This window comes from Actinophytocola glycyrrhizae, assembly GCF_042653545.1.
Classification (GTDB): Bacteria; Actinomycetota; Actinomycetes; order Mycobacteriales; family Pseudonocardiaceae; genus Actinophytocola; species Actinophytocola glycyrrhizae.
Genome location: NZ_JBHSIS010000002.1, coordinates 619,592 through 645,051, shown reverse-complemented (window position 1 = coordinate 645,051; position 25,460 = coordinate 619,592). Strand labels below are relative to the sequence as shown.

Sequence of the window (25,460 nt, the reverse complement as noted above, 5' to 3'; positions counted from 1 at the left end):
CTCGACGGATCCCTCCCCGCGTATCTCGACAGATCACGGAGTCGCGAATGATCGAGCCCTCAGGCCAGGACCTGCCGCCGCCACCGAGAAAGCTGCTGTCCTGCGCCACCGCGAACCTCAAGCACGACGTCCCTGCCTCGCTCGTCGTCTTCCTCGTCGCCGTCCCGCTTTCGCTCGGTATCGCGTTCGCGTCCGGGGCGCCGATCGTCGCCGGGCTCGTCGCCGCCGTCGTCGGCGGTGTCGTCGCCGGGCTGCTCGGTGGGGCGCCGCTCCAGGTGAGTGGGCCTGCCGCCGGGCTCACCGTGATCGTGGCCGAGACCATCGACCGGTTCGGCTGGGCCACCACCTGTGCGATCACCGTGCTCGCCGGTGTCGTGCAGCTGCTTCTCGGGGCGAGCCGCGTCGCGCGGGCCGCGCTCGCCGTCTCCCCGGCCATCGTGCACGGGATGCTCGCGGGGATCGGTGTCACGATCGTCCTCGCGCAGGTGCACGTCGTCCTCGGCGGTGACACCCAGACCGCACCCGTCGACAACCTCATCGAGCTGCCGGGCCAGCTCGTCAGCGCAGAAGGGGCGGCCGCCACGGTCGGGCTGCTGACACTCGCGATCCTCCTGCTGTGGGGCAGGTTGCCCGTCAGGGTGCGCGCGATCCCGGGGCCGCTGGTCGCCGTGCTGTGCGCGACCGTGCTGGCCGTCGTCACCGGCCTGTCGCTGGACCGCGTCGACGTGCCCGCCGACGTGCTGCACCTGTCGTTCGTGCCGGCCTTCCCCGACGGTGACTGGGCCGCGTTCGCCGTCGCCGTCATCACGATCGCGCTCGTCGCGAGCGTCGAAAGCCTCCTGTCGGCCGTCGCCGTCGACAAGCTCCACACCGGACCGCGCGCCAACCTCGACCGCGAGCTGATCGGCCAGGGCGCGGCGAACATCACCTCCGGTGCACTCGGCGGGCTGCCGGTGACCGGCGTGATCGTCCGCAGCACCACCAACGTCACGAGCGGTGCCCGCACCCGTGTGTCCGCGGTCCTGCACGGCCTGTGGGTGTTCCTCTTCGTGGTGTTCCTCGCCGGCCTGCTGCGCGAGATCCCGCTCGCCGCGCTCGCCGGCCTGCTGATCTACATCGGCGCGAAGCTCATCGACCTCGGCCGGATCAAGGAGGTCCGCCAGCACGGCGACCTGCTCGTCTACCTCACGACGCTGCTCGGCGTCGTCGGCATCGACCTCATGTACGGGGTGCTGCTGGGCATGGGCGTCGCCGCGGTGCTGACGTTGCGGCGCCTGCTGTGGTCGGGGATCCGCGCGGAACGCGACGGCGACGGCTGGCGGATCGTGGTCGAGGGCGCGCTGGCGGCACTGTCGATCCCGCGTCTGTCGTCGGTGCTCGGCTCGATACCGGCGGGCAGCACGGTGACCCTGGAACTGGTCGTCGACTACCTCGACCACGCCGCGTTCGAGACGCTGTCGAGTTGGCAGCAGGCGCACGAACGCGGCGGCGGAACGGTGATCGTGGAGGAGTTGGGGCACCCGTGGTTCGCCCGCGGCAAGGCGGGCAACCCGACCGTGCACAAGGGCGCGGCGCGCCGGGCCGTGCCCAGGTGGTTCGCGCCGTGGTCGGAGTGGCAGCGGGTGGCGGCGGAACCGGTGGTGCCCGCGCAGCGGACCGCGCCGCCGTCGGTGCTGCGCGGCACCGCGGAGTACGAGCGCAACGTGGCCCGGCTGATGCAGCCCACCCTGCGGCGGCTCGCGGACGTGCACGCCCCGTCGACCATGTTCCTCACGTGCGGCGACGCGCGGATCGTGCCGAACGTGATCACCTCGAGCGGGCCGGGGGACCTGTTCACCGTGCGGAACATCGGCAACCTCGTCGGCACGGACGGCTCCGTGGCCGCCGCGGTCGAGTTCGCCGTCGGCACCCTGGGCGTGCGGGAGATCGTCGTGTGCGGGCACTCGTCGTGCGGCGCGATGAAGGCGCTGGTGAGTGGACCGCCCGCGGGCGCGCCCGCGCTCACCTCGTGGCTGCGGCACGCGGAGCCGAGCCTAGAGCGGCTCCACACCCAGCCGCCGCCCAAGATCGGCGGGCGCGTGCCCGTCGCGGAGTGGGACCGCCTGGCTCTGCACAACGTGCTCGCGCAGCTTGACCGGCTGTGCGCGCACCCCTTGGTGGCGGCGGCAGTCGGGCAGGGCAGGCTCCGGCTGATCGGCATGTACTTCGACGTGGCCGCCGCCCGGGTCTACCTGCACGACCCGGCCACCGGCGACTTCGGCCCGGCGTCAGTCCACAGTGGACAAACAGCCGAGTAGTCAGCGAAAGTTCACTTCTCCGGGAAGGGTTGCCCGCATACGCTGGTGATGACCCGCCGTAGGCGGGCAACCACTCCTCGGAGGCATCGGTGAAACGACGGAACTTCCTGCGTGCCGCTGTGGTCGGCGCGGGCGTCACCGCGTTCGGCAACACCCTCACTCCGGCCGCGATGGCGGCGCCGGCCCAGAACGGCCCGAGCCCCTACGGGCCGCTACAGGCCGCCGACGCCAACGGGATCCGGCTGCCCGCCGGATTCGCCAGCCGGGTCGTGGCGCGGTCCGGGCAGCGGGTCGCCGGTTACACCTGGCACCCGGCGCCGGACGGCGGCGCGGTGTTCGCCGACAGCACCGGCTGGATCTACGTCTCCAACTCCGAGGTCAACCCCGCCGGCGGCGCGAGTGCACTGCGGTTCGATGCGAACGGCACCGTCACCGACGCCTACCGCGTGCTGTCCGGCACCCGGCAGAACTGCGCCGGCGGTGCGACCCCGTGGCAGACCTGGCTTTCCTGCGAGGAGGTGGACCGCGGCTTCGTCTACGAGACCGACCCGTGGGGTGGCACGCCGACGCAGCGCCCGGCGATGGGCCGGTTCACCCACGAGGCGGCCGCCGCCGACCCGGTGCGCCGTGCGATCTACCTGACCGAGGACGTGTCCAACGGCTGCTTCTACCGGTTCGTCCCCACCACGTGGGGCAACCTGTCGGCAGGCACGCTGCAGGTGCTGGTCGCCGGGTCGGCCACGTCCGGCAGCTTCACGTGGGCCACCGTGCCCGACCCGGACGGCTCGCCGACCCGCACCCGCGACCAGGTCTCCGGCGCGAAACGCTTCAACGGCGGCGAGGGCCTGCACTACGCCAACGACACGGCCTGGTTCACCACGAAGGGTGACAACCGGGTCTGGCAGGTCAACCTAGCGGCCGGCACCTACGAGCTGGCCTACGACGACTCGCTCGTCACCAACGGCTCCGCCCCGCTGACCGGCGTCGACAACGTCACCGGCACCGCGTCGGGCGACCTGTTCGTGGCCGAGGACGGCGCCAACATGGAGATCTGCATCATCACGCCGGACGACATCGTGGCGCCGTTCCTGCGGATCTCCGGGCAGAGCGGGTCGGAGATCACCGGGCCCGCCTTCACCCCCTCGGGTGACCGCCTCTACTTCTCGTCACAGCGCGGCACGACCGGCTCGTCGTCCGGCGGGATCACCTACGAGGTCACAGGACCATTTCGGAGGTGAGGTCGGTGTGAGGCCCCGTCACTGCGCGTGTACCGTGCCGCCGGTAACCGTTCACTTGCGCGTGGGCGGTTCGGGGGTACGGCGGCCGTCGGGAAGGGGCCATGATGCGCGTTCTCATCAGCGGTGTCACGGCGGACCTCGGTCGTGCGTTCGCGAGAGCCGCGCTGGGTGCCGGGCACGACGTGCTCGGGGTCGGCACCGAGGCCCACCGTGACCTGCCGCCCGACGTGGCGTTCACAGCGGGTGACGCGGCGACCGCCGAGTCGCTGGTGGCGGGCACCGACGTGGTCGTGCACCTGTCGCCGGTCGACCGCGAGGTGCCCGAGTCCGGCGGCATTCCCGCACTGCGCAGGCTGGCGAACGCCGCGGCGCGGCACGGGATCCGGTTCGTGGTGCCGATCGCGCACGGCCCGGACGCGGCCGACGCCGACAAGGTCGTGCGGGACAGCGGCGCGCAGCACGTGGTGGTCCGCACCGCGCCGCTCGGCGGGCGGCTGCTCGACTGGCAGGCGTGCCGCACCGTCGCGACGCTGCTGACCGCGCCGAGGGACACCCAGTGGCGGCTGCTGCACCACGACGACCTGGTGCGCTTCCTGTTGCACGCCATCACGTCCGACCGCGTCGGGGTGGTCACGCTCTCGGCACCGGACGTGCTGCTGGCCGCCGCCGCGCGGGATTCGCTGCGCGGCGTGTCGGCCCGCGGGATCCCGGTCCACCCCGCGATGTCCACGTCCGACCGCAAGGGCAGCGCCCGGGACTGGGGTTTCGAGTGCGGCTGGACCTCGGCGGAGGTGGTCGCCGACCTGGCGCGCGGCGCCCGCGGTCGCAAGCTCACCAAGGACGGCGCCCAGCCGGACCCGGCCCGGCTGCCGATCCCGGCGACCGTGCCGCCCCGCCGCCGCAGGCCCGAGGACGGCACCACGCTCGCGTCCGTCGCGCTGCCGAGCATGGCGGTCGAGATGGACGACCGGATCGACCCGCGCTACCCGGTGTTCGCGGCGCAGCAGACCGCGGAGCTGTTCCCCGGGCCACTCACCCCGCTGTCGATCGACGTGCACACCTCGGGTCTGCGTGCGGCAGGCCGTACCCTCGCCGGCCTCCTCGGTCTGCCGACGACGGTCGCCGAGGAGTGGGCGAGCCGCGGCCACGCCGTGTTCGGTCACCACCTGTACGCCGGGGTCTCCGCGCTGGCGGCGGCCCCGCCGCCCGGCTGGTCCGAGCGCACGGTCACCGACCAGCTGATCGGTCCACGCGCCGATGCCGACCTGTTCCCGCTCGAACGGCCCGCCCGGCGCGGGGTCGTCGCGCGGATGGGTGCGTGGGTCCGGTTCGCGGGCGTCGCCCGGCGCTACCGGGTTTCGGTGCGGGACTTCGCGGCCGCGGCGGAACAGGAGCACAGCGCCGACGTGTCGGCGCTGTCGGACGGCGCGCTGGCGGTGCGCGCGCTGCTGCTGAGGGACCGGCTGGCGGAGGGCTGGACGCTCACGCAGCTCGGGCAGTACGTCGCGTACTTCACCGGCGCGCCGCTGCGGAAGCGGGCGAAGGCCGACATCGCCGTGCTCGGCCGCGGCGTGGACGTCGAGAACGAGCCGGTCTACGCGGCGGTCGCCGGGCTCGCGGAGCTGCTGGGTGCCGACGACGACCTGCGTGCGCTGGCCGAGTGGGGCGACGTCGACGCGGTGCGGCAGAAGTCGCCGGAGTTCGGCGCGTTGTTCGACGAGGTGCTGGCCAGGATCGGGCACCGGGGCCCGTGCGAGACCGAGTTGGCCGGTTCGCCGTTCGGACAGCGTCCTGAGCTGGTGTTCGCGGCGGCACTGAGCGCGGCGCGGCGCCCGAAGCCGGAACCGGAGCCGACTCCGGCCGAGCCGAAGCCGGAACCGGAGCAGCCGTCCACGCCGCAAGCCGCCGAGAAGTCCGAAGAGGACACCCCCGAGCTCGCAGCGGAGTCCACAACGGACACTCCGGTGCGCGCGAAGCGCACTGTGGTGGAGAAGCTGGCGATCGCGGGCCGCAGGCAGCGCGACACGGCCATCGACGCCACCGTCCGCTACACCGACGAACTGCGCGGGCTCGTGCGCGAGTGGGGCAGGCGGCAGGTGCACGCCGGCCGTCTCGTCGACGTCGACGACGCGTTCTACCTGACACTGGACGAGCTGCTCAGCCCGCCGGCCGACGCGCTGCGCCGGATCGAACACCGCCGCGCCGACCGCGAACGGCTGCGGCAGGTGCGGATGCCGGCCGTGGTCAGCGGTTCGTGGCGCCCGGAGGCCGCGGTCGACCCGGTGCCGGAAGGCAAGCAGCTGCACGGTTTCGGCGTGTCACCTGGCGTCGTCGAGGGCCTGGTCCGCGTGCTGACCGACGACAAGGCGGACGTCGAACCGGGCGAGGTCGCCGTCGTACGGGTCGCGGACGCGGGGCGCGCCGCGCTGTTCGGCCCGGCCGCCGCGATCGTCACCGACCTCGGTGGGCCGCTGTCGCGAGCCGCTGTCGTGGCCCGCGAGCTGGGCATCCCGTGCGTGACCGGCGCGCGGGACGCGTCCGCGCGGCTCGCGCCGGGCACACTGGTCCGCGTGGACGGCACCAGCGGCGACGTGCTGGTACTGGCTCCGGCACCCATCACGGTCCCCAACTAGATGACTGATTCCGTGAAGTCGGCGGCGGTGCCCTGAAAGGCGCGTTCAGGGCGCTGAGGTGCCCTGAACGGCCCATTCACGGCGCTTGTTGTTGCCGTGAATGGGCCCAGCCCCGTCTCGGGCGACCGCATCGGTGTGGGGGTCGTGCCTGATGACGGGGTTCGTACGCCAAGCCACTTCACATGATCTTCACGGAATCAATCGCCTAGTGTCCCGCGGGACACTGGCCATGACATGCGGTCACCAGGTCCGCCTTGACGCGGACCGCGGTGGGGATTCGCGGGTAGGCTCGGCACCGTTACGGCGAACGGAGTAGACGATGAGTGCGGACCAGGAACCCGTCGACGCGGAGATCGTCGAGGAGGGCAGGGCACCCGACTCGCCGTTGCCCGTCGTGCCTCCCGGTGACTACACCGAGGCGGGGGTGCCCACGTTCGACTACGTGCGGGACCGGATCGAGAACAAGGTCGGCACCGGGATCGGCGCCGCAGAACTGGCCGACGCCACCCCGGAGGGCAAGGCCGTCGAGGACCAGTTCGAGGCGCGGAAGAAGGCCGGGCGCGACAAGCTGGAGGAGATCCGCCGCTCCATGCGCAACGGTTAGCCCCACGGCAGGGTGATGCGGAACGTCGCGCCGTCGCCGACGCTCGACTCGACCGTCACCCGGCCCTCGTGCGCGGTCACCAGTGACCACACGATCGCCAGGCCCAGGCCCGCACCGCCGCCCTGGTCGCGGGTGCGGGACGTGTCGGCGCGGTAGAAGCGGTCGAACACCCTGGCTGCCGCCTCCGGGGACAGGCCAGGGCCCGTGTCGGCGAGTTCCAGCACCGACTCGCCGTTCGCCGTGCCGACGCCCACCCGGACCGCCGAGCCCGGTGGGGTGTGGGCGATCGCGTTGCCCACCAGGTTGCTCACCACTTGCCGCAGGCGGGCCTCGTCGCCGAGTACCGGCGCGGGGGCGGGGTCGTCGTCGGCGCCAAGGCCGGTGAGCGTGACCGTGCGGGCCGGGTCGAGGGCACGCAGGTCGTGCAGCGCGTCCGCCGCAAGCGTGCGCAGATCCATCGGGGCCCGTCGCAGCTCCAGGCCGCGTTCGTCGAGCTGGGCCAGCAGCAGCAGATCGTCCACCAGACCGGTCAGGCGCAGCGACTCGCGTTCGATGCGGTCCATCGTCGCGCCTATCTCCGCGCCGCCCATGCGGTACAGCTGCGCGAAGCCGCTGATGCCCGCCAGCGGGGTGCGCAGCTCGTGGCTCGCGTCGGCCACGAACCTGCGCAGGCGTTCCTCCGACCGCGCCCTCGCCGCCACCGCCGACTCGATCTGCGCCAGCATGCCGTTCAGCGACGTGGTCAGCCTGCCCACCTCCGTCGTGTCGGCGGTCGTCGGCGGGACCCGGCGGGACAGGTCGCCGCCCGCGATCGCCGCAGCGGTCTCCTCGATACGGCGCAGTGGGCGCAGACCGGCCCGCACCCAGAACCAGCCGACCGCCGCCAGCACCACCAGCAAACCGGCGCCCACCAGCAGGCACACCAGCCGCACGCGGTCCATCGTGGCGTCCACCTGGGACAGTGCGCCCGCGACGACCACGCTGCCGCCGCCGCTGCGCGCCGGGAGCGCCAGCACGCGCCAGCCCGGCACCTCGAACGGTTGCCCGTGCCGCGCCAGCACCGCCGCCCGGTCCAAGGTGGGCAGCTCCGGGACCGAAGGGCCGCGCAGCGACAGCGTCGGCGCACCGTCGGCGTCCAGGTAGGCCAGGTACAGGGTGCCGGCCAGCTCGGTCTCCGGCAGCTCCCGCGCGTCCGAGGTCAGGTCGCGGAGCAGGGGCTCCGGCATCGCCGACAAGACCCGGGCCGCGAGCGTCACCTGCAGGTCCACCCGGTCCACCAGCGGTTTCCGCAGCGCGACCAGCACCACCGCGTCGCTCACCACCATGCCGGCCACCAGCAGTGTCATCGCGATCAGCAGGACCCGCGCCCGCAGCGACAGCCGCCTCATCGCGGCCTGCGCAGCACGTACCCGACCCCGCGGACGGTGTGGATCAGCCGCGGCTCGCGGTTGTCGGCCTTGCGCCGCAGGTAGCTGATGTAGGACTCGACGATGCTCGCGTCGCCGCCGAAGTCGTAGCGCCACACGTGGTGCAGGATCTGCTCGCGGGACAGCACCCGGTCCGCGTTCTCCATCAGGAACCGCAGGAGCGTGAACTCGGTGGGGGACAGGGACACCGGCTCACCGCCCCTGGTGACGAGCCGGGCCGCCGGGTCCAGCTCCAGGTCACCGACGGTGAGCATGTCGCGGGCGACACCGCCGGCGCGGCGCAGGATCGCGCGGATGCGGGCGATGAGCTCCTCCAGCCGGAACGGCTTCGTCACGTAGTCGTCGCCCCCCGCCGTCAGGCCGGCCACCTTGTCCTCGCCCGCGTCGCGGGCGGTGAGGAACAGCACCGGCACCTGCCGGCCGGGTGCCGCGCCGTCCCGCAGGCGGCGCAGCACCTCGAACCCGTCGACGTCCGGGAGCAACACGTCCAGCACCACCAGGTCGGGTGGCCGGTGCGCGGCGATCCGCACCGCGTCGGCGCCGCTCGCGGTGGTGGACACCGCGAACCCGGCGAACCGCAGGCTCGCCGCGAGCAGCTCACGCAGCGTCGGGTCGTCCTCCACCACGAGCAGGTTGGGCGTCATGTCCGTCGACGATGCCAGGACCGCCCCGCCGCGACGAGCAGGCACGCCAGGGTCCCGGCCGCGAGCCCGGCAGCGGCGGCGACGAGCACGTCGCCGCTCACCCCGAGTTCGATGCGGAACAGTCCGGCGCCGATGTCCAGCGCCGCACCACCGAAAGCCGCCATCGCCGCGAAGCACACGGCCGCCACCCACGGTGTGTGCCACCCCGCGGCCACGGCCACCAGCACGACGACCACCGCGGCGAGCATCGCCAGCGGCCACTCCGGCAGCGCGAGCGGACCGACGGCACCGGTCTCGATGGTCGGCAGCGGCAGCTCGGTCCCGTGCACCTGCCACGGCACGCCGAACCCGCGGGTGAGCGCCACGCACAGGAGGTTGGGCGCGGCGAGCACCATCGTGCCCAGCATCCGCGCGCCACCCCAGGCCGACGCGACCACGCCGACCACGACCGAGAACCCGGCGGCACCCATGAGCACCGCGACCACCCGCCGCACCCGGGGAAACCACCAGATCGCGACCCGGACGCCGACGACCACGACCAGCCACCCGATGCCGCCGAACAGGGTCGGCCAGAACCGCACGTCGAGCTGACCGGCGGGCAGGAACGGCAGCGCGAACAGTCCCGCGACGAACACGCCCACCGCCCCGGCGACCCGCGGCCAGGACGTCAGCACGGTCGCGAACAGCAACGCGCCGACCAGCGAAACCCCCAGCGGCAACACGGAAACCGAGCCGGACACGAGGTCCTGCGTGATACCCGCCGATCCGCCGACGGCGAGCGCGACGGCCGCCGGGGCGGTGGCGGCGCCCAGCCCGAGGAGTGTGACGCCGAGCAGCGCCCACCCCGCCATGCCCGTCAGCGCGACGACACCCGCGACCGCCCCGACGGCCACCGCACGCGGCTCGGGCATCACGTGTCCCTGGTGCGGAAGACCGTGTACCCGGCCGCGCACACCACCGCCACGAAGCCGCACAGGATCGCGAAGCCCTCCCAGGGGCCGAGCGTGCCGGGCACCGGCACCACCGCCACGATCTGCTCGCCCGCCGCCGTCGGCCAGTAGCGGGCCATCCAGTCCCGCCACGACTCCGGGAGCATCTGCGCCACCAGCCGGATCACCAGCGTCACCGACACGAGCGTGCCGATCGCACCTGCCGTCGACCGCAGCACCGCGCCAAGCCCCAGGCCCAGCAGGCCGATCGCGGCCAGGTACAGGCCGCTGCCGATCACCGCGCGCAGCACACCGGGCTGGGCCAGCGTCGCGTGCGGCGCGCCGGCGGCGGCGATCATCGCCTGGCCCGCGAAGAACGACGCGAAGCCGATCAGCTGTCCCAGCAGCACCGCCGCGCCCGACAGCACCCCCGCCTTCGCCGACAGGAGCCTGCCGCGGCGGGGCGCGGCGATCACCGACGGCTGGATCGTGCCCGTCGCGTACTCGGCCGTCATCACCAGCACCCCGAGCACCCCGATCGCCAGCTGCGCCACGATGATGCTTGTCAGGCTCACCGCCGTCGGGTCCCAGTCGGCGCCGACCCCGGCACGGGACTGCGCGCTCGACGCCAGCGTGCCGACGCCGACACCCAGCACCATCGTCACGGCCGCGGTCAGCCACGTCGACCGGAGGCTGCGGAACTTCGTCCACTCGGAACGCACCAGGTTCATGCCGGCACCCCGTACTCCACGACGTCGTTCGTCAGTGCCATGAACACCTCTTCCAGCGACCCCCGCCGCGGGGTCAGCTCGGACAGCGCGATCCCTTCCGCGAACGCCAGTTTCCCGACCTCCCGTGCGGTCAGATCCGAGACCACCAGTGCGTCCAGTTCGGACTCCAGTGCCGCGCCCGCCCTGCGCAGCACGCGGGCCAGCCGGTCCGGTTCCTCGCTGCGCACCAGGACCGACTCGGAGCCGTGGGTGCGCAGGAAGTCCTCGATGCCGGTGTCGGCGATGAGCCTGCCCCGGCCGATGACCAGCAGGTGCTGCGCGGTCAACGCCATCTCGCTCATGAGGTGGCTCGACACCAGCACCGTGCGGCCCTGCGTGGCGAGGTCCCGCATGAGGGTGCGGATCCACCGGATGCCCTCGGGGTCGAGGCCGTTGACCGGCTCGTCGAACATCAGCACCGGCGGGTCGCCGAGCAACGCCGCCGCGATGCCCAGCCGCTGCGACATGCCAAGCGAGAACGTGCCTGCCCGGCGTCCCGCCACGTCCGCCAAGCCGACCATGCCCAGCACCTCGTCGACCCGCTTCCTGCCGATGCCCGCGGTCCGCGCGAGCGCGAGCAGGTGGTTCGCCGCGGTGCGGCCGGGGTGGACGGCACGCGCGTCGAGCAGCGCGCCGACCGCGTGCGCCGGGCTCGGCAGCTCCGCGTACCGCCTGCCGTCGACGGTGACGGTGCCCGCGGTGGGGGAGTCCAGCCCGAGCACGAGCCGCATCGTGGTCGACTTGCCCGCGCCGTTGGGGCCGAGGAACCCGGTCACCCGGCCCGGTTCGACGGTGAACGTGAGGTCATCGACGGCGATCTTGTCGCCGTAGCGTTTGGTGAGGCCACGTGCCTCGATCGGGTCACCCATGCCGCCAGGCTGCCGACGCGAGGTGACGGGTTCCTGGGAGCCGGGACGCCGTCCTCGGCGAACGGCGCCGGGTTCCCAGGAAACTCCCAGGAACTACGCGCGCCGGTCGCGCCGTTCCATCTCCGCCAGCGCGTCGGTGCCCACCTCGACCAGCGCGCGCAACGCCTCGCGCTGCACGACGAACTCGAACGCAGCCGACGGCACCCACCCGCACGTGATCTGCGCCTGGTCCGCCCCGTCGACCGAGATCGCGATCGGGCAGCCGTCCCTGATGATCACCTACGAGCTCACGACAAGACTCGTGCCCAGCATGGGTTTCTCCCGCTTTCTCCTCATGCCTCGCCCGCCCACCTCGGTGGTCGTGCGAGGAACCTGATCGCGGCACGCAACGTGCCCGCGACGCTCTCCGGTTCGATCGCGGGCCCGCCACGTCCGGCGATCGGCCTGCGGTTGGCGCCGACGTGCAGGTCGTCGGCGATGTGCACGGTCTCCACGAAGTACTCGAACGCCCGCTGGCAGCACGCCTCACCGTCGGGGCGGACCGACATCCGCCATGCCGGACCCGGCAGCGTGGCGAGCAGGGCCGCGGCAAGGTCCGCCCGATCGGATGAACCGTGCGCCGACGGGTGCGCCGAGTCGATCAGGACGAGCCTCGCTTCCGCGATGTTCGCGCAGTTCAGGTCTGGTGGAGCCGGGTGCCGGACCTGGTATCGGTGCCGGATCGAGCCGGGTTGGATTCGGCGGCGGCGTTGACCAAGTCCGCCTACAATTAAGGGTGCTTGAATCAAGTAGGTCAATCTCAACCGTAGCCTGATGGGGTGAACAGCGTGAACGAGTCAGGTCTCCCGCCAGCCCTCCGCAACGGAAGCCCGGCGTTGTTCAAGCGGACGATCGCGCTGTCACTGAAGAAGTGGCGCCTCGAGGCGAAGCTTCCGCAGAAGGACGCGGCGAAGCGGCTCGACCGGACCATCCAACACATCAGCAACCTCGAAGCCGGGCAGTTGCCCACCGCCGCCGACCTGGAGTTGCTGCTCGGGCTCTACGACAAGGCCGACCGGATTCCCTTCATGCGTGAGCTGCTTTCCGCCGCCCGGAAGGCAAAGAACTGGTGGACGGCCCTGTCCGGGGTGACCCCGAAGTGGTTCGACTTGTTCCTCGGCCTTGAGTCCGGCGCCGCGGAGTTGCACAGCTTCGACGCGGTTGTCGTGCCAGGGCTGCTCCAGACGCGCGAATACGCCACGGCAGTGCTGCACGGCGACCCGGACCTGAGCGACGAGCAGGTTGGGCATGGGGTGGAGCTTCGCCTTGGGCGGCAACAGATTCTCGATCGCGCGCATGAACCGGTTCGCCTCTGGACCGTGCTCGATGAATCGGTGCTCTATCGGCGGCGCGGCGACGCGGTGACGATGCGGGATCAGTTGAAGCACCTGCTGGCAATGTCGGAGCGGCCGCGCGTCGACATCCAGGTACTTCCCTTCGATGCCGGCGCGAGTCCCGCACAGGACGGCGGTTCGTTCATCGTGATGAAGTTCCCGCCTGAGATGGAGAACGATCCTGGACTCGTCTACCTGGAGTTGGTGACTGGCGGCCAGTATTTCGAGAAGCCGGACGAGATCGCGGCGTATTCGCGTGTGCTGACACGGTTGCACGCGTTGGCGGCTGACCAGAAGGCCTCACGTGGGATCATCGAGAGAGCCATGAAGGAGGTCAGGTGATGATCGACTCTCTCGCCATGTGGCAGGGGACGGGGTTCCGGAAAGCGAGCGTCAGCGGGGCGAACAACTGTGTGGAGGTCGCGCATGGGAAGGCCGTGTTCGGCATCCGGGACTCCAAGAACGCAGCCGGTCCCGTTCTGGCGCTCGATGAGTCCGAGGGCAAGGCGTTTCTGGCGGCGGTGAAGCGGTTCCGCTGACATACGGGGTGCGCCCGGCGGCAGCTTCCTCGGGCGCCAGCAGGGTGGGCCGGTGCCGTGAATGGCACCGTTCAGGGCGCTGGGCGCCCTGAACGCGCCTTTCAGGGCATCGCCAACGCTGTCAGCGCGCCTGCTCGCCATCAGCTCAGCGGAGTGCGACCGTCAGCAGGACCACGGCGTCGGTCAGGGCCGTGAGGCCGTGTCGCAGGTGGGGGACCGCGGCGAGCTGGTTGCTTTCCAGTACCCAGTCGCGGTCGCGGGTGTGCAGCCGGACCCGGCCGGTGACGACGAGGAGGGTGCCCGCGGCTGGTGCGTCGTGTTCGGCCAGCTTCGCGCCCTCGGCCATGGCGATGAGGGTCGCGCGCTGGGCGGGACCGCCGACGAGGGTGCGGGCCGCGCGGTGGGCGTCGTGCTTGCGTGCTTCCGCGAGCAGTTCGGCGGCAACGGCGTCCACCTGGCTTACCTCGGGGTGACCGGTCATCGTGCGAGCTCCCAGCGTCGTCGGCGGGTCGGTGCATGCGGGCCGGGAAGCCGGCCCGCAGCACCGACCCTACCTTCGTAGGGTTGTGGGGCATTTCGACTGGTCGTACGTTCAAATCCAGGTCGGGGTATTCGACCTCGGATCAATTTCCATCGCATTGTGTTTCTTGTCCCCTGCTATGCAAAGGAATACGCGATGTCGAGGTTTGCTGGGAAAATGTTGACGGTGGCGGCTGCCGTCATCGGGTTCGTGTTCTTCGGTGTGCCGCTCGCGGCCGGAGCGGCACCGGCCGACGAGGCGCGGTCCGCGGACGTGGGCGCACAGGCCTGGTCCTACACCATCGATCCGTCGTGTGCGGGCTGGGAAGGATCCATCCGCCAGGGCGCGAACTACTGGGGTGACGTGACGGAGGGCGGCGGCACCCCGGTGCGGTGCCAGAACTCCGCGATCACCGACTGCGGTTTCCTCGCGGAGGGAATCGAGGTCACCGATGTGCACGGGAATCTGATCGTGGTCGGCTGCAACTACGGCGCGGGACAGTTGATCAAACTGTTCCCCGGCGCGGTGAACGACGCCGCACTGCTCGCCGCACACGAATTCGGCCACAACTGGTACGGCCATTCCTACGACGGTTGCGCCTCCTGGGCGAGCCCGACGGACGTGATGGCCACGACCATGTGCTGACCGGGCAGCGCCCGCGAACCAGGATGCCCCCGCCGGCCGGCGGGGGCATCCTGTCTCTCGGCCGGTGTCGACCGGGTCAGAAGGCGTAGCCCTTCGGTGGGATGAGGGTGGCGAGCTGGCTGAAGTTCAACCAGTAGACGCCAAGCGAGAACTGCGCCGAGTCGGCGATCAGCACCGTGTTGTAGTTCGTGTCGTAGCCGACCACGGCGATGTAGTGGTAGACGGTCTGGTTGGACGGGTAGCCGGGCGGCTGGTTCCCCGGCGGCGCGACGATGTTCGCGACGACCGCGAACCCGGCGTCGATGTCGGCGATGATGTCGCGCCAGAGCTGATCGCGCTGCCACTGGGTGGGCGGATCGTTCGGCATCTCGCGGTATTCGTACGGTACGCCGAGGTTGGCCCGCAGCACGGAGGACACCTGGCTGATGTGGTCCGTGCCGCCGGTGTGGGTGCCGAGCTGGGCGGCCAGGGCGGCCTGGCTCGGCGGGTTGCTGGTGCGTGCCGAGATGGCGACCCGGGTGGCCGCCGGTCCACACCAGTAGCCGGTCTGCTGCCACTGGTGCTGGAACGGCAGGATCTTCTCGACACCCTGTGCCGACGGCGCGCTCGCCGGTACCGGTGGTGTTCCGCTGGGTGCGGCGGCGGCCCCGCCGACCAGCCCGAAGGTCCCGGCCAGCGTGAGTACGAGGGCGGATATCACTACACGACGCATTGGCATCTCCCCGACATGAATAGTTTTCCAACCCCTAGGTTAAGCGGAAAATATCTTGCCAAGGGAGCCGCCGAACGGGGCAATGCCGGTGCGCGCGGGGAGGAGTGGGTCGGGCGGCGGTGGAGCGGGTCCCGGGCGCGCGCCGGGGGTCACTCCTCGGTCACGAGCCCTTCCGCGACGTGAATGTGACGGTTCGTGTGGACGGCTTCCAGCATCCGGCGGTCGTGGGTCACCAGCAGCAGCGTGCCCGGGTAGTTCGCCAGCGCCGACTCCAGCTGTTCGATCGCGGGCAGGTCCAGGTGGTTCGTCGGTTCGTCCAGCACCAGCAGGTTCACGCCGCGGGCCTGCAGCAGCGCCAGCGCGGCACGGGTCCGCTCACCCGGTGACAGGCTGTCCGCCGGTCGCATCACGTGCGCGGCGGTGAGGCCGAACTTCGCGAGCAGTGTGCGCAGTTCCTGCGGTGTGGTGTCCGGCAGCTGCGCCTCGAACGCGGACAGCAGCGTCCGGTCGTCGGTGAACAGGGCGCGGGCCTGGTCGACCTCGCCGATCCGCACCCCGGAACCGAGCGCCGCCGTACCCTCGTCCAGCGGGACGCGGCCCAGCAGCGCAGCGAGCAGTGTCGACTTGCCCGCGCCGTTGGCGCCGGTGATCGCGACCTTGTCCGCCCAGTCGATCTGCAGGTGCACCGGGCCGAGGGTGAATGAACCGCGCCGCACCACCGCGTCGCGCAGCGCGGCGACGACCGTGCCGGACCGGGGTGCGGCGGCGATCTCCATCCGCAGCTCCCACTCCTTGCGCGGCTCCTCGACCACGTCGAGGCGCTCGATCATGCGGTCGGTCTGGCGTGCCTTCGCGGCCTGCTTCTCCGTCGACTCGATCCGCTTGTTCCTGCCGATCTTGTCGTTGTCGGGCTGCTTGCGGCGCGCGTTGCGGACACCCTTGTCCATCCACGCGCGCTGGGTCCGTGCCCGCTGCTCCAGCGACGCCCTGGTGTCGGCGAACTCCTCGTACCGCTCCCGCGCGTGCCGCCGGGCCACCTCGCGTTCCGCCAGGTAGGACTCGTAGCCGCCGCCGTAGGTGTTGATCTGTTGCTGGTGCAGGTCCAGCTCGACTACCGTGGTCACGGTTCGGGCGAGGAACTCGCGGTCGTGGCTGACCAGCACCGTCGCCGCGCGCAGCCCGGACACGAACGTCTCGAGGCGCGCGAGGCCGTCGAGGTCCAGGTCGTTGGTCGGCTCGTCCAGCAGGAACACGTCGTACCGGGACAGCAGCAGGGACGCCATGTTCACCCGCGCCGCCTGCCCGCCGGACAGCGACGTCATGGCCGCGTCGAGGCCGATGGCCAGCCCGAGGTCGGCGATCGCCTCGTCGACCCGTTCGTCCAGGTCGGCGCCGCCGAGGGTGAGCCAGCGTTCCAGTGCGGTCGCGTAGTCCTCGTCGGCGCCCGGTTTCCCGTCGGTGAGCGCGGCGGTGGCGAGGTCGAGGTCGGCCTGCGCCGCGGTGACCCCGGTGCGGCGGCCGAGGAAGTCGCGCACGGTCTCGCCCGGCCTGCGATCGGGTTCCTGCGGCAGGTAGCCGACGGTGGCGGTCGGCGGGCTCAGCCGCACCGTGCCCTCGTCGGGCTGGTGCACGCCGCCGAGCACCCGCAGCAGCGTCGACTTGCCCGCGCCGTTCACGCCGACCAGCCCGACGACGTCGCCGGGCGCGACCACGAGATCGAGATCGGTGAACAGGACGCGGTCGCCGTGACCTGCCGCCAGACCCTTGGTGACCAGTGTTGCGCTCATCGGGACTAGCCTAGATATGGGAAAACCCGCGGTGCTGCCAGGTCGGGGGTCCGCCAGCACCGCGGGTTCACTGATGGCATCGGTGCTGCCCCGCGGTGCGTTACAGGCTCAGCCGATCGCCGCGTTCACGCGTTCGGGGGCCAGCAGGTACTCCAGCATCAGCTGTGCGGCGCCGGTGCGGGGTGGTGAGCACCTGGGCTCGGTGGCGGCCGCGATGCGGGCCGAGCCGGAGTACGTCGGCGCCGCGGGTCACCAGAACAGCGCGTTCATGCGGCTGGTGCCGGGCGCCATCTGAAAGGGCGGCGCGGAGGGCGTGCTGATGGCCGCCGCCGCGACCGGCCAGGCGGTCGCCACGAAGGTCGTCGACTGCAGCCCGCGCGCGACCACCTTGCCGGCACTGACCGCGCTCGGCACTCGCCGGAGGAAGAGAGCCACTTCGGCGCGGTGATCCCGGGCAGAACGGCGGACGACCGTTTTCGGCCTGCCCGGGAGGGTCAGGGAAGATGGTGACCTCTCCAGGCACGTGAAGGGGGCACATGGCACGGGTGGGCATGACCGCCGAGCGCCTGACGGTCGCGGCGGCGGAGCTGGCCGACGAGGTCGGCTTCGAGAACGTGACCGTCTCGGCACTCGCCCGCCGGTTCGGGGTGAAGGACGCGAGCCTCTACTCGCACATCCGCAACGCCGCCGACCTGCGGGCCCGCGTGGCCGTGCTGGCACTGGCCGAGCTGGCCGACCGGGCAGCGACCGCACTCGCCGGACGCGCGGGCAAGGCGGCGCTGGTGGCGTTCGCCGACGCCTACCGCGCCTACGCGAAGGAACACCCCGGCCGGTACGCGGCGGGCCAGCTGCGACTCGCCCCGGAGGTCGCCGCCGCGAGCGCGGCGGGCCGGCACTCGGCGATGACCAAGGCGATCCTGCGCGGCTACGACCTCCCCGAAGCCGAGCAGGTGCACGCGGTCCGGTTGCTGCACAGCACGTTCCACGGGTACGTGACGCTGGAACGGTCCGGCGGCTTCGACCACTCCGGCCAGGTGGAGGAGTCGTGGACCAGGGTCCTCGACGTCCTCGACACCACCCTCAGGAACTGGCCCGCCTAGACGATTGATTCCGTGAAGATCATGTGAAGTGACTTGGCGTACGAACCCCGTCATCAGGCACGACCCCCACACCCACGTGGGCGCCCGCGACGGGGCTGGGCCGGTGCCGTGAATGGGCCGTTCAGGGCGCTCAGCGTCCTGAACGCGCCTTTCAGGGCATTGCCACGCCGTCAACGCGCCTCAGCGCCACAGCCCGGGCGCTACGCGCCCCGGGCCCGCGAAGCGGGGGCCCTGCCCGCGCAACCCAAACCGCAGCCCAACAGCCCTCCGCCACCCCGAAGACCTGTCCGTCCGGCGAGGACAAACCCTCAACGCCAACCGCAGCCAACCCACCCGATCCAAACCGGACCGATCCGACGCGACCAGCACACGACGACCGCCTCACTTCACGCAATCGATCATCTAGGGCGGTTCGTGCGGGCCGTGGGGGTCGCGGTCGCCGGGTCCTCCGGCCACGGGTGCTTGGGGTAGCGGCCGCGCAGCTCGGCTCGCACCTGCCGGTAGCCCTCCCGCCAGAACGTCGACAGGTCGCGGGTGATCGCGACCGGGCGGCCCGCGGGGGAGAGCAGGTGCAGCAGCACCGGCACCCGGCCGTCCGCGACGGCCGGGGTGTCGAGCCAGCCGAACGTCTCCTGCAGCTTCACCGGCAGCACCGGGTCGTCCGCGCCGTAGTCGATCCGGACGCGGGCGCCGGAGGGCACCTGGATCCGGTCCGGTGCCAGCTCGTCGAGGCGGCCGGCGGCGGGCCACGGCAGCAGCCGCCGCAGTGCGCCGTGCGTGTCGACCTTCGCGAGGTCGGCGCGGCGGCGCGCGGTCGCCAGCTCCGGGCCCAGCCACACCGGTGCGGCGGTGAGCAGCGCGTCGTCGGTCACCGACGGCCACGGGTCGCCGAGCGCGCGGTGCAGCAACGCGAGCCGCTGCCGCAGCCGGGTCGCGGACTCGGTCCACCGCAACAGGTCAAGGCCCTCGGCACGCAGCCCGTCGACCAGCGCGTCCCGCACACGTGCCGGGTCCGGGTCGGGCAGCGGCTTGTCCCGCAGGACGATCGCGCCGAGGCGGCGCACGTGCCTGGCCACCACGTCACCGCCCGCCCAGGCGATCTCGTCCGCTTCGGACAGCAGCGCGGGCGCGGCACGCTCGGCGAGCGCCTGGTCCGCGCGGGCGGCGAGCCGGATCTTGCCCTGCGTCCGGCCGGGCTGACGGTCGGCGCTCGCGATCGCCAGCCACTCCGCGTCCGTGGCGCCGTCCAGCTCGGCCGCGGTGCCGCCCGCCATGAGGTACACGGGCGAGCCGGGTGCCCTGCGGCGCGCGAGCCGCTCCGGATGTGCCAGCGCCACGACCAGCGCCGGGTCCGGCGTCCGGTGTGGACCGGCCGGTACGAGGGCGGCCAGCCTGCGCACCTCGCGTGCCCACCGCCTGTCGCCGTCGCGGCGGAGCCTGCGCAGCGTGTCCTCGACGGACGTGCCGGTGGCGAGCGTCTCGTCGTCGAGCAGCGCCACGACCTCGGCGGCCGCGGTCGCGCCCACCGCCTCGGCGCCGTCCAGCAGCGCCCGTGCGAGGCGGGGGTGCAGGCCGACGTCCGCGATCCGCCTGCCGCGGTCGGTGACCGCGCCGGTGGCGTCGAGCGCGCCCAACGCGGTGAGCACGGCCCGGCCCGCGGCCAGCGCACCGGCCGGTGGCGGGTCCCACCAGTCCAGCGCCGAACCGTCCGGGGTGCCCCAGCAGGCCAGCTCCAGCGCGAGCCGGGTGAGGTCGGCGGTGCGGATCTCCGGTTCGGGCTGGGCGGGCAACGTCGCGTGCTCGTGTTCGGCCCAGCAGCGGTACACCCGCCCCGGCGCCTCCCGGCCCGCGCGCCCGGTGCGTTGTTCGGCCACCGACATCGAGACCCGGGTGGTGACGAGCCCGGCGAGCCCGCGCCGGTGGTCCATCCTCGGTACCCGCGCCAGCCCGGAGTCGACGACGGCACGCACCCCAGGCACGGTGAGGCTGGACTCGGCGACCGCGGTGGCGAGCACGACCCGCCGTGCCGTGCCCTGGGTCAGCGCGGCGTCCTGCTTCGCGGCGGGCAGCCTGCCGTGCAGCGGGACCGTGTGCACACCGGACAGCAGCCCCGTGACCCGGTTGATCTCCCCGGCGCCCGGCAGGAACACCAGCACGTCCCCGTCCTGTTCGGACAGTGCGGTGCGGACGGTGCGGGCGACCCGCTGCTCGGCCCGCTCCCCGCGCGCGGGCGGGGTGTAGGTGATGGTGACGGGGTGGGTGCGGACGTGCGCGGTGATCACGGGCGTGCCGTCGCCGAGTAGCGCGGCGACCCGGTCGGTGGCGACGGTCGCGGACGTGGCGAGCAGGCGCAGGTCGGGTCGCAGCCCGGCGCGGGCGTCGAGTAGGAGCGTGAGCAGCAGGTCGGCGTCGAGGTGGCGCTCGTGGATCTCGTCGAGCACCACCGTGCCGACGCGCTCCAGGCTCGGGTCGCGCTGGAGCCGTCGCACCAGCAGACCGGTCGTGACGACCTCGATGCGGGTGTCTCTGGACAGCTTGCGGTCCCCGCGCACCGCGTACCCGACGGTCCTCCCGACCGGTTCGCCGAGCAGCGCGGCCATCCGCGTGGCGGCCGCCCGCGCCGCGAGCCGCCTCGGCTCGGCCACGACCACGGTCCCCGCGAGCGCCAGCGGCATGACCGTGGTCTTGCCGGTGCCGGGCGGTGCCACCAGCACCGCCGTGCCGTGCTCGTCGAGCGCGGCGGTCACGTCGTCGAGCACCGCGCGGATCGGCAGGTCGGGCAGGTCGGCGGGGAGCACGGACCGAGTCTAGGTAAGGTCACGCGGATGGTTTCGAAGGTGGACGTCGCCGAGGCGGCGGAGCGGTTCGCTGGGGTGATCCCGCCGAGCCCGCTGCAGCGCAGCGAGCGGCTCTCCGCGCGACACGACCTGGACGCGTGGCTCAAGCGGGAGGACCTGAACGCGGTCCGGTCGTACAAGGGGCGCGGGGCGTTCAACTTCATCAGCGTGCTCGACGAGGCCGCGAGGGAACGCGGTGTGGTGTGCGCGAGCGCGGGCAACCACGCGCAGGGCGTCGCGTTCGCGTGCGCGTCGCTCGGAGTGCGGGCGAAGGTCTACCTGCCGCGCACCACGCCCCGGCAGAAGCGGGACCGGGTCGCGGCGCTGGGCGGCAGGCACGTCACGGTCGTGGTCGAGGGCGAGACCTACGACGAGGCGTCGGCCGCGGCGTCGTCCTACGCGAGGGCCACGGGCATGACGTTGATCCCGGCCTTCGACGACCCGCGCACCATCGCGGGCCAGGGCACGGTCGTCGCCGAGGTCGTCGCCCAGCTGGGGCGGCTGCCGGACACACTGGTCGTCCCGGTCGGCGGCGGTGGCCTGCTGGCGGGCACCCTGGCGTGGCTCGGCTCCGGCGACCGGGTGATCGGCGCGGAACCGGCGGGCGCGGCGAGCATGGCGCACGCCATCGCGTCCGGCGGCCCCGCACCGCTGCCCGACCTGGACCCGTTCGTCGATGGCGCCGCGGTCCGGCAGGTCGGCACCCATACCCACGCCCTGGCCGCCGCGCACCGGCCACGTCTGGTGGCGGTGCCGGAGGGCCAGATCTGCGTGGAGATGCTGGACCTGTACCAGTCGGACGGCATCATCAGCGAACCCGCCGGCGCGCTGGCGTCGGCGGCACTGACCGGTCTGGACCTGCCTCCCGGCGCGACGGTGGTGTGCGTCCTGTCCGGCGGCAACAACGACGTCAGCCGGTACGCGGAGATCGTCGAACGCGCGCTCGTCTTCGAGGGCCGCAAGCACTACTTTCTGGTCGAGTTCCCCCAGGAACCGGGCGCGCTGCGCCGCTTCCTGGACGACGTCCTCGGCCCGGACGACGACATCACGCTGTTCGAGTACGTGAAACGCAACAACCGGGAGACCGGGCCCGCCTTGGTCGGCATCGAGCTGGGCGCACCGGAGAACCTGGCCGCCATGCTGAAGCGCATGGAGACCGCACCCCACCGCATCGAAAGGGTGCCGCCGGACAGCCCCCTGTTCACGTTCCTGGTGTGATGCCCTGAAAGGCGCGTTACGGGCGCGGGGCGCCCTGAACGCGCCTTTCAGGGCAGGTGACCGTTCAGCCGCGGGTCAGTCCCTTGTGGAGGGCGGCCGCGAACTCGGCCGGTCGTTCGATGTGGGGGCTGTGGCCCGTGTCGGGGAAGACGATCTCCTCGTACGCGCCGCCCGCCGCCGCGTAGCGGTCCAGTGCCGCCCGGGTCTGGGTCACCATCGGCTGTGGGGGATGGGTCTCCGCGCCCGGCCAGCCCGGGACGGCGCCCAGCTGGCCGAGGTGGGCCAGGTCGAACATGGACGTGTCCGACACGATCTGGTCGTTCGCGCCGCGGAGCCACAGGATCGGGGGTTTCCGCGTGATCGTGTGCAGGTCGTCGATGCGGAAGTGGTTGGGGGCCATCGTGTTCAGCACGCCGCGCTGGCCGGGGGCCGCGCCGGGCCACACGTCGGACGGGACCGTGTCGCCCGGGTAGTTGCCCTCGCCGGTGCGGGTGGTGAGCATCGACTCCACGAACTCGTCCTCGTCGGCGAGCGTGCACGGGGGATGCACGTAGAACGTGTGCATGATGGTGCGCGGGGACGTCGGGTCCGCGCCGCGGTCGCCGTCGGCGAGGCGGGCCACGAAGTCCGGGTTCGCGCCGCCCGCACCGGCACCAGCTCCGTCCGGGGAGATCAGGGTGCCGTCGGCGTCGGTGGTGCCGCCGAAGCCGTACGGGGACACCGGGTTCACCAGCGTCAGGGTGCGGACCAGCTCGGGGTGGTCGCGCAGCAGTTGCATGATTACGCCGCCACCCATGCTCCAGCCGACGTAGTGTGCTGGGCCGAGGTCCAGGGACAGCACGTCGTCGGTGAAGTCGCGCAGGCCCCTGGTCGCGTCCACCGGCAGCGGGTCCGAGCCGCCGAAACCGCGCAGGTCCACCGCCAGCGGACGGTACCCGGCGGGCAGGTCCAGCATCTGCCGCTGCCAGAACAGGCTCGACGACACGTTGCCGTGGACGAACACCACCGGGTCGCCGTCGCGGCCCTCGACCGACAGGACCTGTGCGGTGAGGCGCGGGGTGGTGACCCGCTTCGCCGTGATTCCGTTCAACATCGCCAGTTTCTCCTAGGCCAGCCAGCCCGCGACCTGCGACATCGCCGATGTCGCCCAGCCGAGCTGGAGGTGGTTCACGGTCGGGACCAGGGCGGTGCCGCCCACAGTGGACACGCCCGCGGTGGACAGTGCGCTCGCGACGAACACGATGCCATCGCTCGGGCCGCGGGTCTCGTTCCACACGCCGACGATGTTCGGCGCGCCGCCCGCCAGCAGGTACACCGACACCGCGGCGGGCGTCCCCGCGTTCTGGATCGTCGAGATCAGCGAGCCCGCGTTGATCGCGGCCTGGATGCCGGGACCGTCGGTGTAGAAACCCTGACCGCCGTAGTAGGTGGTGTACCAGTCCTGGGCGGAGGTGTTCACGCCGAACGTGCCGTCCCACCGTGCCAGCATCTGCCGCTGCCCGGGGTAGGCGTCCCAGCCGCTGGTGGGGGTGATCGACAGCTCCGGGTGATGGGTGTACTGCCCGTAGCAGGTCATCCGGGTGTGCGGGGACGGTGCGTTGATGGCGCCACCGCATTCCGGCCAGATCGAGAAGTCGTGTGCCCAGCCGTGCGCGAACGGGTAGTCGTAGCCGCCGTTCGGACCGCCGAGCGTGATCAGCTTCCGCACGTCACCCGCGTAGTTCCGCCCCCAGGACGGCTTCACCGACGACACGTACATCCGCGCCGACATCATGCCCTTGCTCCACCCGACGACGTCCACCTTGGACACCCCGAGCCTGGCCTTGATCACCGCGATCGCGTCGCCCACCTGCTGCGCCTGCTGCCGGTTGTCGCCCTGCTTGTGCGCGAACCCGATGGCGAACACCTTGTGGCCGCGGGCGTTCAGGTACTGCATGAGCCCGGTGGACGGGCAGGTCGCCGAGCCGCAGCCGAAGCCGCCGGACTCGTTCGGGTTGGCCCACGCGCGGTCCGGGTTGTCGTTCGCGCCGTGCACCAGCAGCACCGGCGTTGCCTTCGTGCCGGTCTGCCAGCCGGGCGCGGAGTACAGCAGGAACCGCGACGACGACGGCCGCGCCACGTTCCCGAAGAACGTCCTGCGCTGACCGTCCTGGTCACCGCGCCCGTCCGGCGGGTACTGCTCGTTCTGGAAACCGGCGGTGGTGTCGCGGTACCGGTCGACCTTGGCCCACCCGTTCGCGACGGACGTGTAGGTGGCTTCGAGGGCCAGGTAGGCGGGGTCGGCGGCGGCCGGGGTGACCGGCACGAGTAACGCGAGCGCGAGCAGCGCCACGGCAAGGATGCGTTTCAACGCGAGTTCTCCTTCAGGACACAGCGGCGGCCACGGCGCGCGCGCCGCCCTCGCCGAGCAGGATCGTGTAGTGGTTGGTGCCGGGCACGGTCGTCACGGCGAGCCCGATCGCGGACGGGTCGGGGTAGAGCGCTTCCGGCTGGTCGAACATGCCGCGCTCGGCACGAAGGAACACGGTGTCCGAACGCAGGGCCGCGTAGGCCGCGAGCGGTTCGGCGCCCTTGTGCAGGTCGACGAAGTCGGCACGGACCGCGTCCTCGTTCACCTTGCTGCGCAGTTCGGGCTCGGCACCGGCCAGGTCGTAGTCCACATAGGACTCGATGGCGGGGTTCCATCCCGTGAACGACGGGTGCTCGCGCCAGAAGTCGTGGTACGCCGCGTGCGACGCGAACCGCATCGACAGGCGGGCCACCGCGGGACCGAGCGCGGTCTCGATGTCCACACCGCCGGGCAGGGCAAGGGGGGCGCCACCGTCGACCAGTACGAGCCGTGCCACCCGCGCCGGGTAGCGGTGCGCGAGCACCGATGCGACGAACCCGCCCATCGAGTGCCCGACCACGACGGCCCGTTCGATGCCCAGCGCGTCCAGCACGGCGACGCAGTCGGCCGCGTGCGCGGCCATCCCGTACGGCCCCGGCAGCGACCCGCTGCCGCCGCGGCCACGCAGGTCGGGTGCCACGACCGGGCCGGGCACCAGCGGCGCGACCATGCCCCACGCCAGGTGGTTCGCGGTGATGCCGTGGATCGCGAGCACGGGCGGTGAGTCGTCGAGCGCACCCCACCGGCCGACCACCAGTTCACCACCGGGCACGGGGACAGCGGACACCGTCGTCATGCACGTACCCTCGCCGCCGCGCACCCGCCGGTCAACGTGGTGGTCCGCCACCCCCTGCCGAACACGCATGTGGCAACCCCACACGGCCCACCGGCCGAGTATGGATGCGCGAGACGTGGAACCCGCCCCACGG

24 protein-coding genes are annotated in these 25,460 nt (G+C 72.2%); 10 read left to right on the top strand and 14 right to left on the bottom strand.

Annotated elements, in window-relative coordinates:
• Window positions 1-47 precede the first annotated feature (47 nt).
• The 4 genes from ACFPCV_RS02905 (at window position 48) to ACFPCV_RS02890 (ending at window position 6,772) form a co-directional block, all read left to right on the top strand.
• A complete protein-coding gene (locus ACFPCV_RS02905; protein WP_378054150.1) occupies window positions 48-2,297 on the top strand; it encodes a SulP family inorganic anion transporter in 2,250 nt (749 codons plus the stop codon).
• An 89-nt stretch (window positions 2,298-2,386) separates the two neighbouring features.
• On the top strand, window positions 2,387-3,535 hold the full coding sequence (locus ACFPCV_RS02900; protein WP_378054148.1) for an alkaline phosphatase PhoX: 1,149 nt from the start codon (window positions 2,387-2,389) through the stop codon (window positions 3,533-3,535).
• 101 nt (window positions 3,536-3,636) lie between these two features.
• A complete protein-coding gene (locus ACFPCV_RS02895) occupies window positions 3,637-6,168 on the top strand; it encodes a PEP-utilizing enzyme (protein ID WP_378054146.1) in 2,532 nt (843 codons plus the stop codon).
• Window positions 6,169-6,487: 319 nt separating this feature from the next.
• Entirely contained in the window at window positions 6,488-6,772 is a 285-nt protein-coding gene (locus ACFPCV_RS02890; protein ID WP_378054144.1) for a hypothetical protein, read from the top strand.
• On the opposite strand, the gene ACFPCV_RS02885 is transcribed toward ACFPCV_RS02890, so the two are convergent.
• From ACFPCV_RS02885 to ACFPCV_RS02855, 7 genes are all read right to left on the bottom strand, one after another.
• On the bottom strand, window positions 6,769-8,160 hold the full coding sequence (locus tag ACFPCV_RS02885; protein WP_378054142.1) for a sensor histidine kinase: 1,392 nt from the start codon (window positions 8,158-8,160) through the stop codon (window positions 6,769-6,771). The genes ACFPCV_RS02890 and ACFPCV_RS02885 overlap by 4 nt on opposite strands.
• Window positions 8,157-8,843, bottom strand: coding sequence for a response regulator transcription factor (locus ACFPCV_RS02880; protein ID WP_378054140.1), 687 nt, complete (start codon window positions 8,841-8,843; stop codon window positions 8,157-8,159). The genes ACFPCV_RS02885 and ACFPCV_RS02880 overlap by 4 nt, the downstream gene beginning before the upstream one ends.
• Window positions 8,840-9,754, bottom strand: a complete 915-nt coding sequence (locus ACFPCV_RS02875; protein WP_378054138.1) for a hypothetical protein — start codon at window positions 9,752-9,754, stop codon at window positions 8,840-8,842. Before ACFPCV_RS02875 ends, ACFPCV_RS02880 begins: the two co-directional genes overlap by 4 nt.
• Window positions 9,754-10,503 (bottom strand): ABC transporter permease, encoded by a 750-nt coding sequence (locus tag ACFPCV_RS02870; protein ID WP_378054136.1) that lies wholly within the window; start codon window positions 10,501-10,503, stop codon window positions 9,754-9,756. Before ACFPCV_RS02870 ends, ACFPCV_RS02875 begins: the two co-directional genes overlap by 1 nt.
• Window positions 10,500-11,411: an ABC transporter ATP-binding protein gene (locus ACFPCV_RS02865; protein WP_378054134.1), complete on the bottom strand. Its 912-nt coding sequence runs from the start codon at window positions 11,409-11,411 to the stop codon at window positions 10,500-10,502. Before ACFPCV_RS02865 ends, ACFPCV_RS02870 begins: the two co-directional genes overlap by 4 nt.
• A gap of 93 nt (window positions 11,412-11,504) precedes the next feature.
• Window positions 11,505-11,690 (bottom strand): hypothetical protein, encoded by a 186-nt coding sequence (locus ACFPCV_RS02860; protein ID WP_378054132.1) that lies wholly within the window; start codon window positions 11,688-11,690, stop codon window positions 11,505-11,507.
• Window positions 11,691-11,743: 53 nt separating this feature from the next.
• Window positions 11,744-11,959 carry a hypothetical protein gene (locus ACFPCV_RS02855; RefSeq protein WP_378054130.1) on the bottom strand — a complete coding sequence of 72 codons (216 nt, stop codon included), beginning with the start codon at window positions 11,957-11,959 and terminating at the stop codon, window positions 11,744-11,746.
• 270 nt (window positions 11,960-12,229) lie between these two features.
• On the opposite strand from ACFPCV_RS02855, the gene ACFPCV_RS02850 reads away from it, so the two are divergent.
• Both ACFPCV_RS02850 and ACFPCV_RS02845 read left to right on the top strand, forming a co-directional pair.
• On the top strand, window positions 12,230-13,126 hold the full coding sequence (locus ACFPCV_RS02850) for a helix-turn-helix domain-containing protein (protein WP_378054129.1): 897 nt from the start codon (window positions 12,230-12,232) through the stop codon (window positions 13,124-13,126).
• Window positions 13,126-13,323, top strand: a complete 198-nt coding sequence (locus tag ACFPCV_RS02845) for a DUF397 domain-containing protein (protein ID WP_378054127.1) — start codon at window positions 13,126-13,128, stop codon at window positions 13,321-13,323. Before ACFPCV_RS02850 ends, ACFPCV_RS02845 begins: the two co-directional genes overlap by 1 nt.
• A gap of 145 nt (window positions 13,324-13,468) precedes the next feature.
• Here ACFPCV_RS02845 and ACFPCV_RS02840 read toward each other — a convergent pair whose 3' ends face one another.
• Window positions 13,469-13,777: a cupin domain-containing protein gene (locus tag ACFPCV_RS02840; protein ID WP_378054125.1), complete on the bottom strand. Its 309-nt coding sequence runs from the start codon at window positions 13,775-13,777 to the stop codon at window positions 13,469-13,471.
• 243 nt (window positions 13,778-14,020) lie between these two features.
• Between ACFPCV_RS02840 and ACFPCV_RS02835 the strand changes: the two genes are divergently transcribed.
• Entirely contained in the window at window positions 14,021-14,488 is a 468-nt protein-coding gene (locus tag ACFPCV_RS02835; protein ID WP_378054123.1) for a hypothetical protein, read from the top strand.
• Window positions 14,489-14,564: 76 nt separating this feature from the next.
• On the opposite strand, the gene ACFPCV_RS02830 is transcribed toward ACFPCV_RS02835, so the two are convergent.
• Window positions 14,565-15,206, bottom strand: a complete 642-nt coding sequence (locus tag ACFPCV_RS02830) for a C39 family peptidase (protein WP_378054121.1) — start codon at window positions 15,204-15,206, stop codon at window positions 14,565-14,567.
• 143 nt (window positions 15,207-15,349) lie between these two features.
• Complete coding sequence (locus ACFPCV_RS02825; protein ID WP_378054119.1) at window positions 15,350-16,987, bottom strand: ABC-F family ATP-binding cassette domain-containing protein; 1,638 nt, start codon at window positions 16,985-16,987, stop codon at window positions 15,350-15,352.
• 73 nt (window positions 16,988-17,060) lie between these two features.
• Between ACFPCV_RS02825 and ACFPCV_RS02820 the strand changes: the two genes are divergently transcribed.
• Both ACFPCV_RS02820 and ACFPCV_RS02815 read left to right on the top strand, forming a co-directional pair.
• Window positions 17,061-17,282, top strand: coding sequence for a hypothetical protein (locus ACFPCV_RS02820; RefSeq protein ID WP_378054117.1), 222 nt, complete (start codon window positions 17,061-17,063; stop codon window positions 17,280-17,282).
• 241 nt (window positions 17,283-17,523) lie between these two features.
• The gene (locus ACFPCV_RS02815; protein WP_378054115.1) at window positions 17,524-18,087 is read left to right on the top strand and encodes a TetR/AcrR family transcriptional regulator; all 564 of its coding nucleotides are present in this window, start codon (window positions 17,524-17,526) and stop codon (window positions 18,085-18,087) included.
• 398 nt (window positions 18,088-18,485) lie between these two features.
• Here the strand turns inward: ACFPCV_RS02815 and hrpB are convergent, their stop codons facing one another.
• On the bottom strand, window positions 18,486-20,885 hold the full coding sequence (hrpB, locus tag ACFPCV_RS02810; RefSeq protein ID WP_378054113.1) for an ATP-dependent helicase HrpB: 2,400 nt from the start codon (window positions 20,883-20,885) through the stop codon (window positions 18,486-18,488).
• A 27-nt stretch (window positions 20,886-20,912) separates the two neighbouring features.
• Here hrpB and ilvA point away from each other — a divergent pair, with 27 nt between their 5' ends.
• Window positions 20,913-22,142, top strand: a complete 1,230-nt coding sequence (ilvA, locus tag ACFPCV_RS02805; RefSeq protein WP_378054111.1) for a threonine ammonia-lyase IlvA — start codon at window positions 20,913-20,915, stop codon at window positions 22,140-22,142.
• A gap of 64 nt (window positions 22,143-22,206) precedes the next feature.
• Here ilvA and ACFPCV_RS02800 read toward each other — a convergent pair whose 3' ends face one another.
• From ACFPCV_RS02800 to ACFPCV_RS02790, 3 genes are read right to left on the bottom strand one after another with little or no spacing between them, the layout of a single operon-like run.
• Window positions 22,207-23,235, bottom strand: a complete 1,029-nt coding sequence (locus ACFPCV_RS02800; protein WP_378054109.1) for an alpha/beta fold hydrolase — start codon at window positions 23,233-23,235, stop codon at window positions 22,207-22,209.
• A gap of 12 nt (window positions 23,236-23,247) precedes the next feature.
• Complete coding sequence (locus ACFPCV_RS02795) at window positions 23,248-24,492, bottom strand: esterase/lipase family protein (protein WP_378054107.1); 1,245 nt, start codon at window positions 24,490-24,492, stop codon at window positions 23,248-23,250.
• Between the two features lie 13 nt (window positions 24,493-24,505).
• Window positions 24,506-25,327: an alpha/beta hydrolase gene (locus ACFPCV_RS02790; protein ID WP_378054105.1), complete on the bottom strand. Its 822-nt coding sequence runs from the start codon at window positions 25,325-25,327 to the stop codon at window positions 24,506-24,508.
• Window positions 25,328-25,460 lie beyond the last annotated feature (133 nt).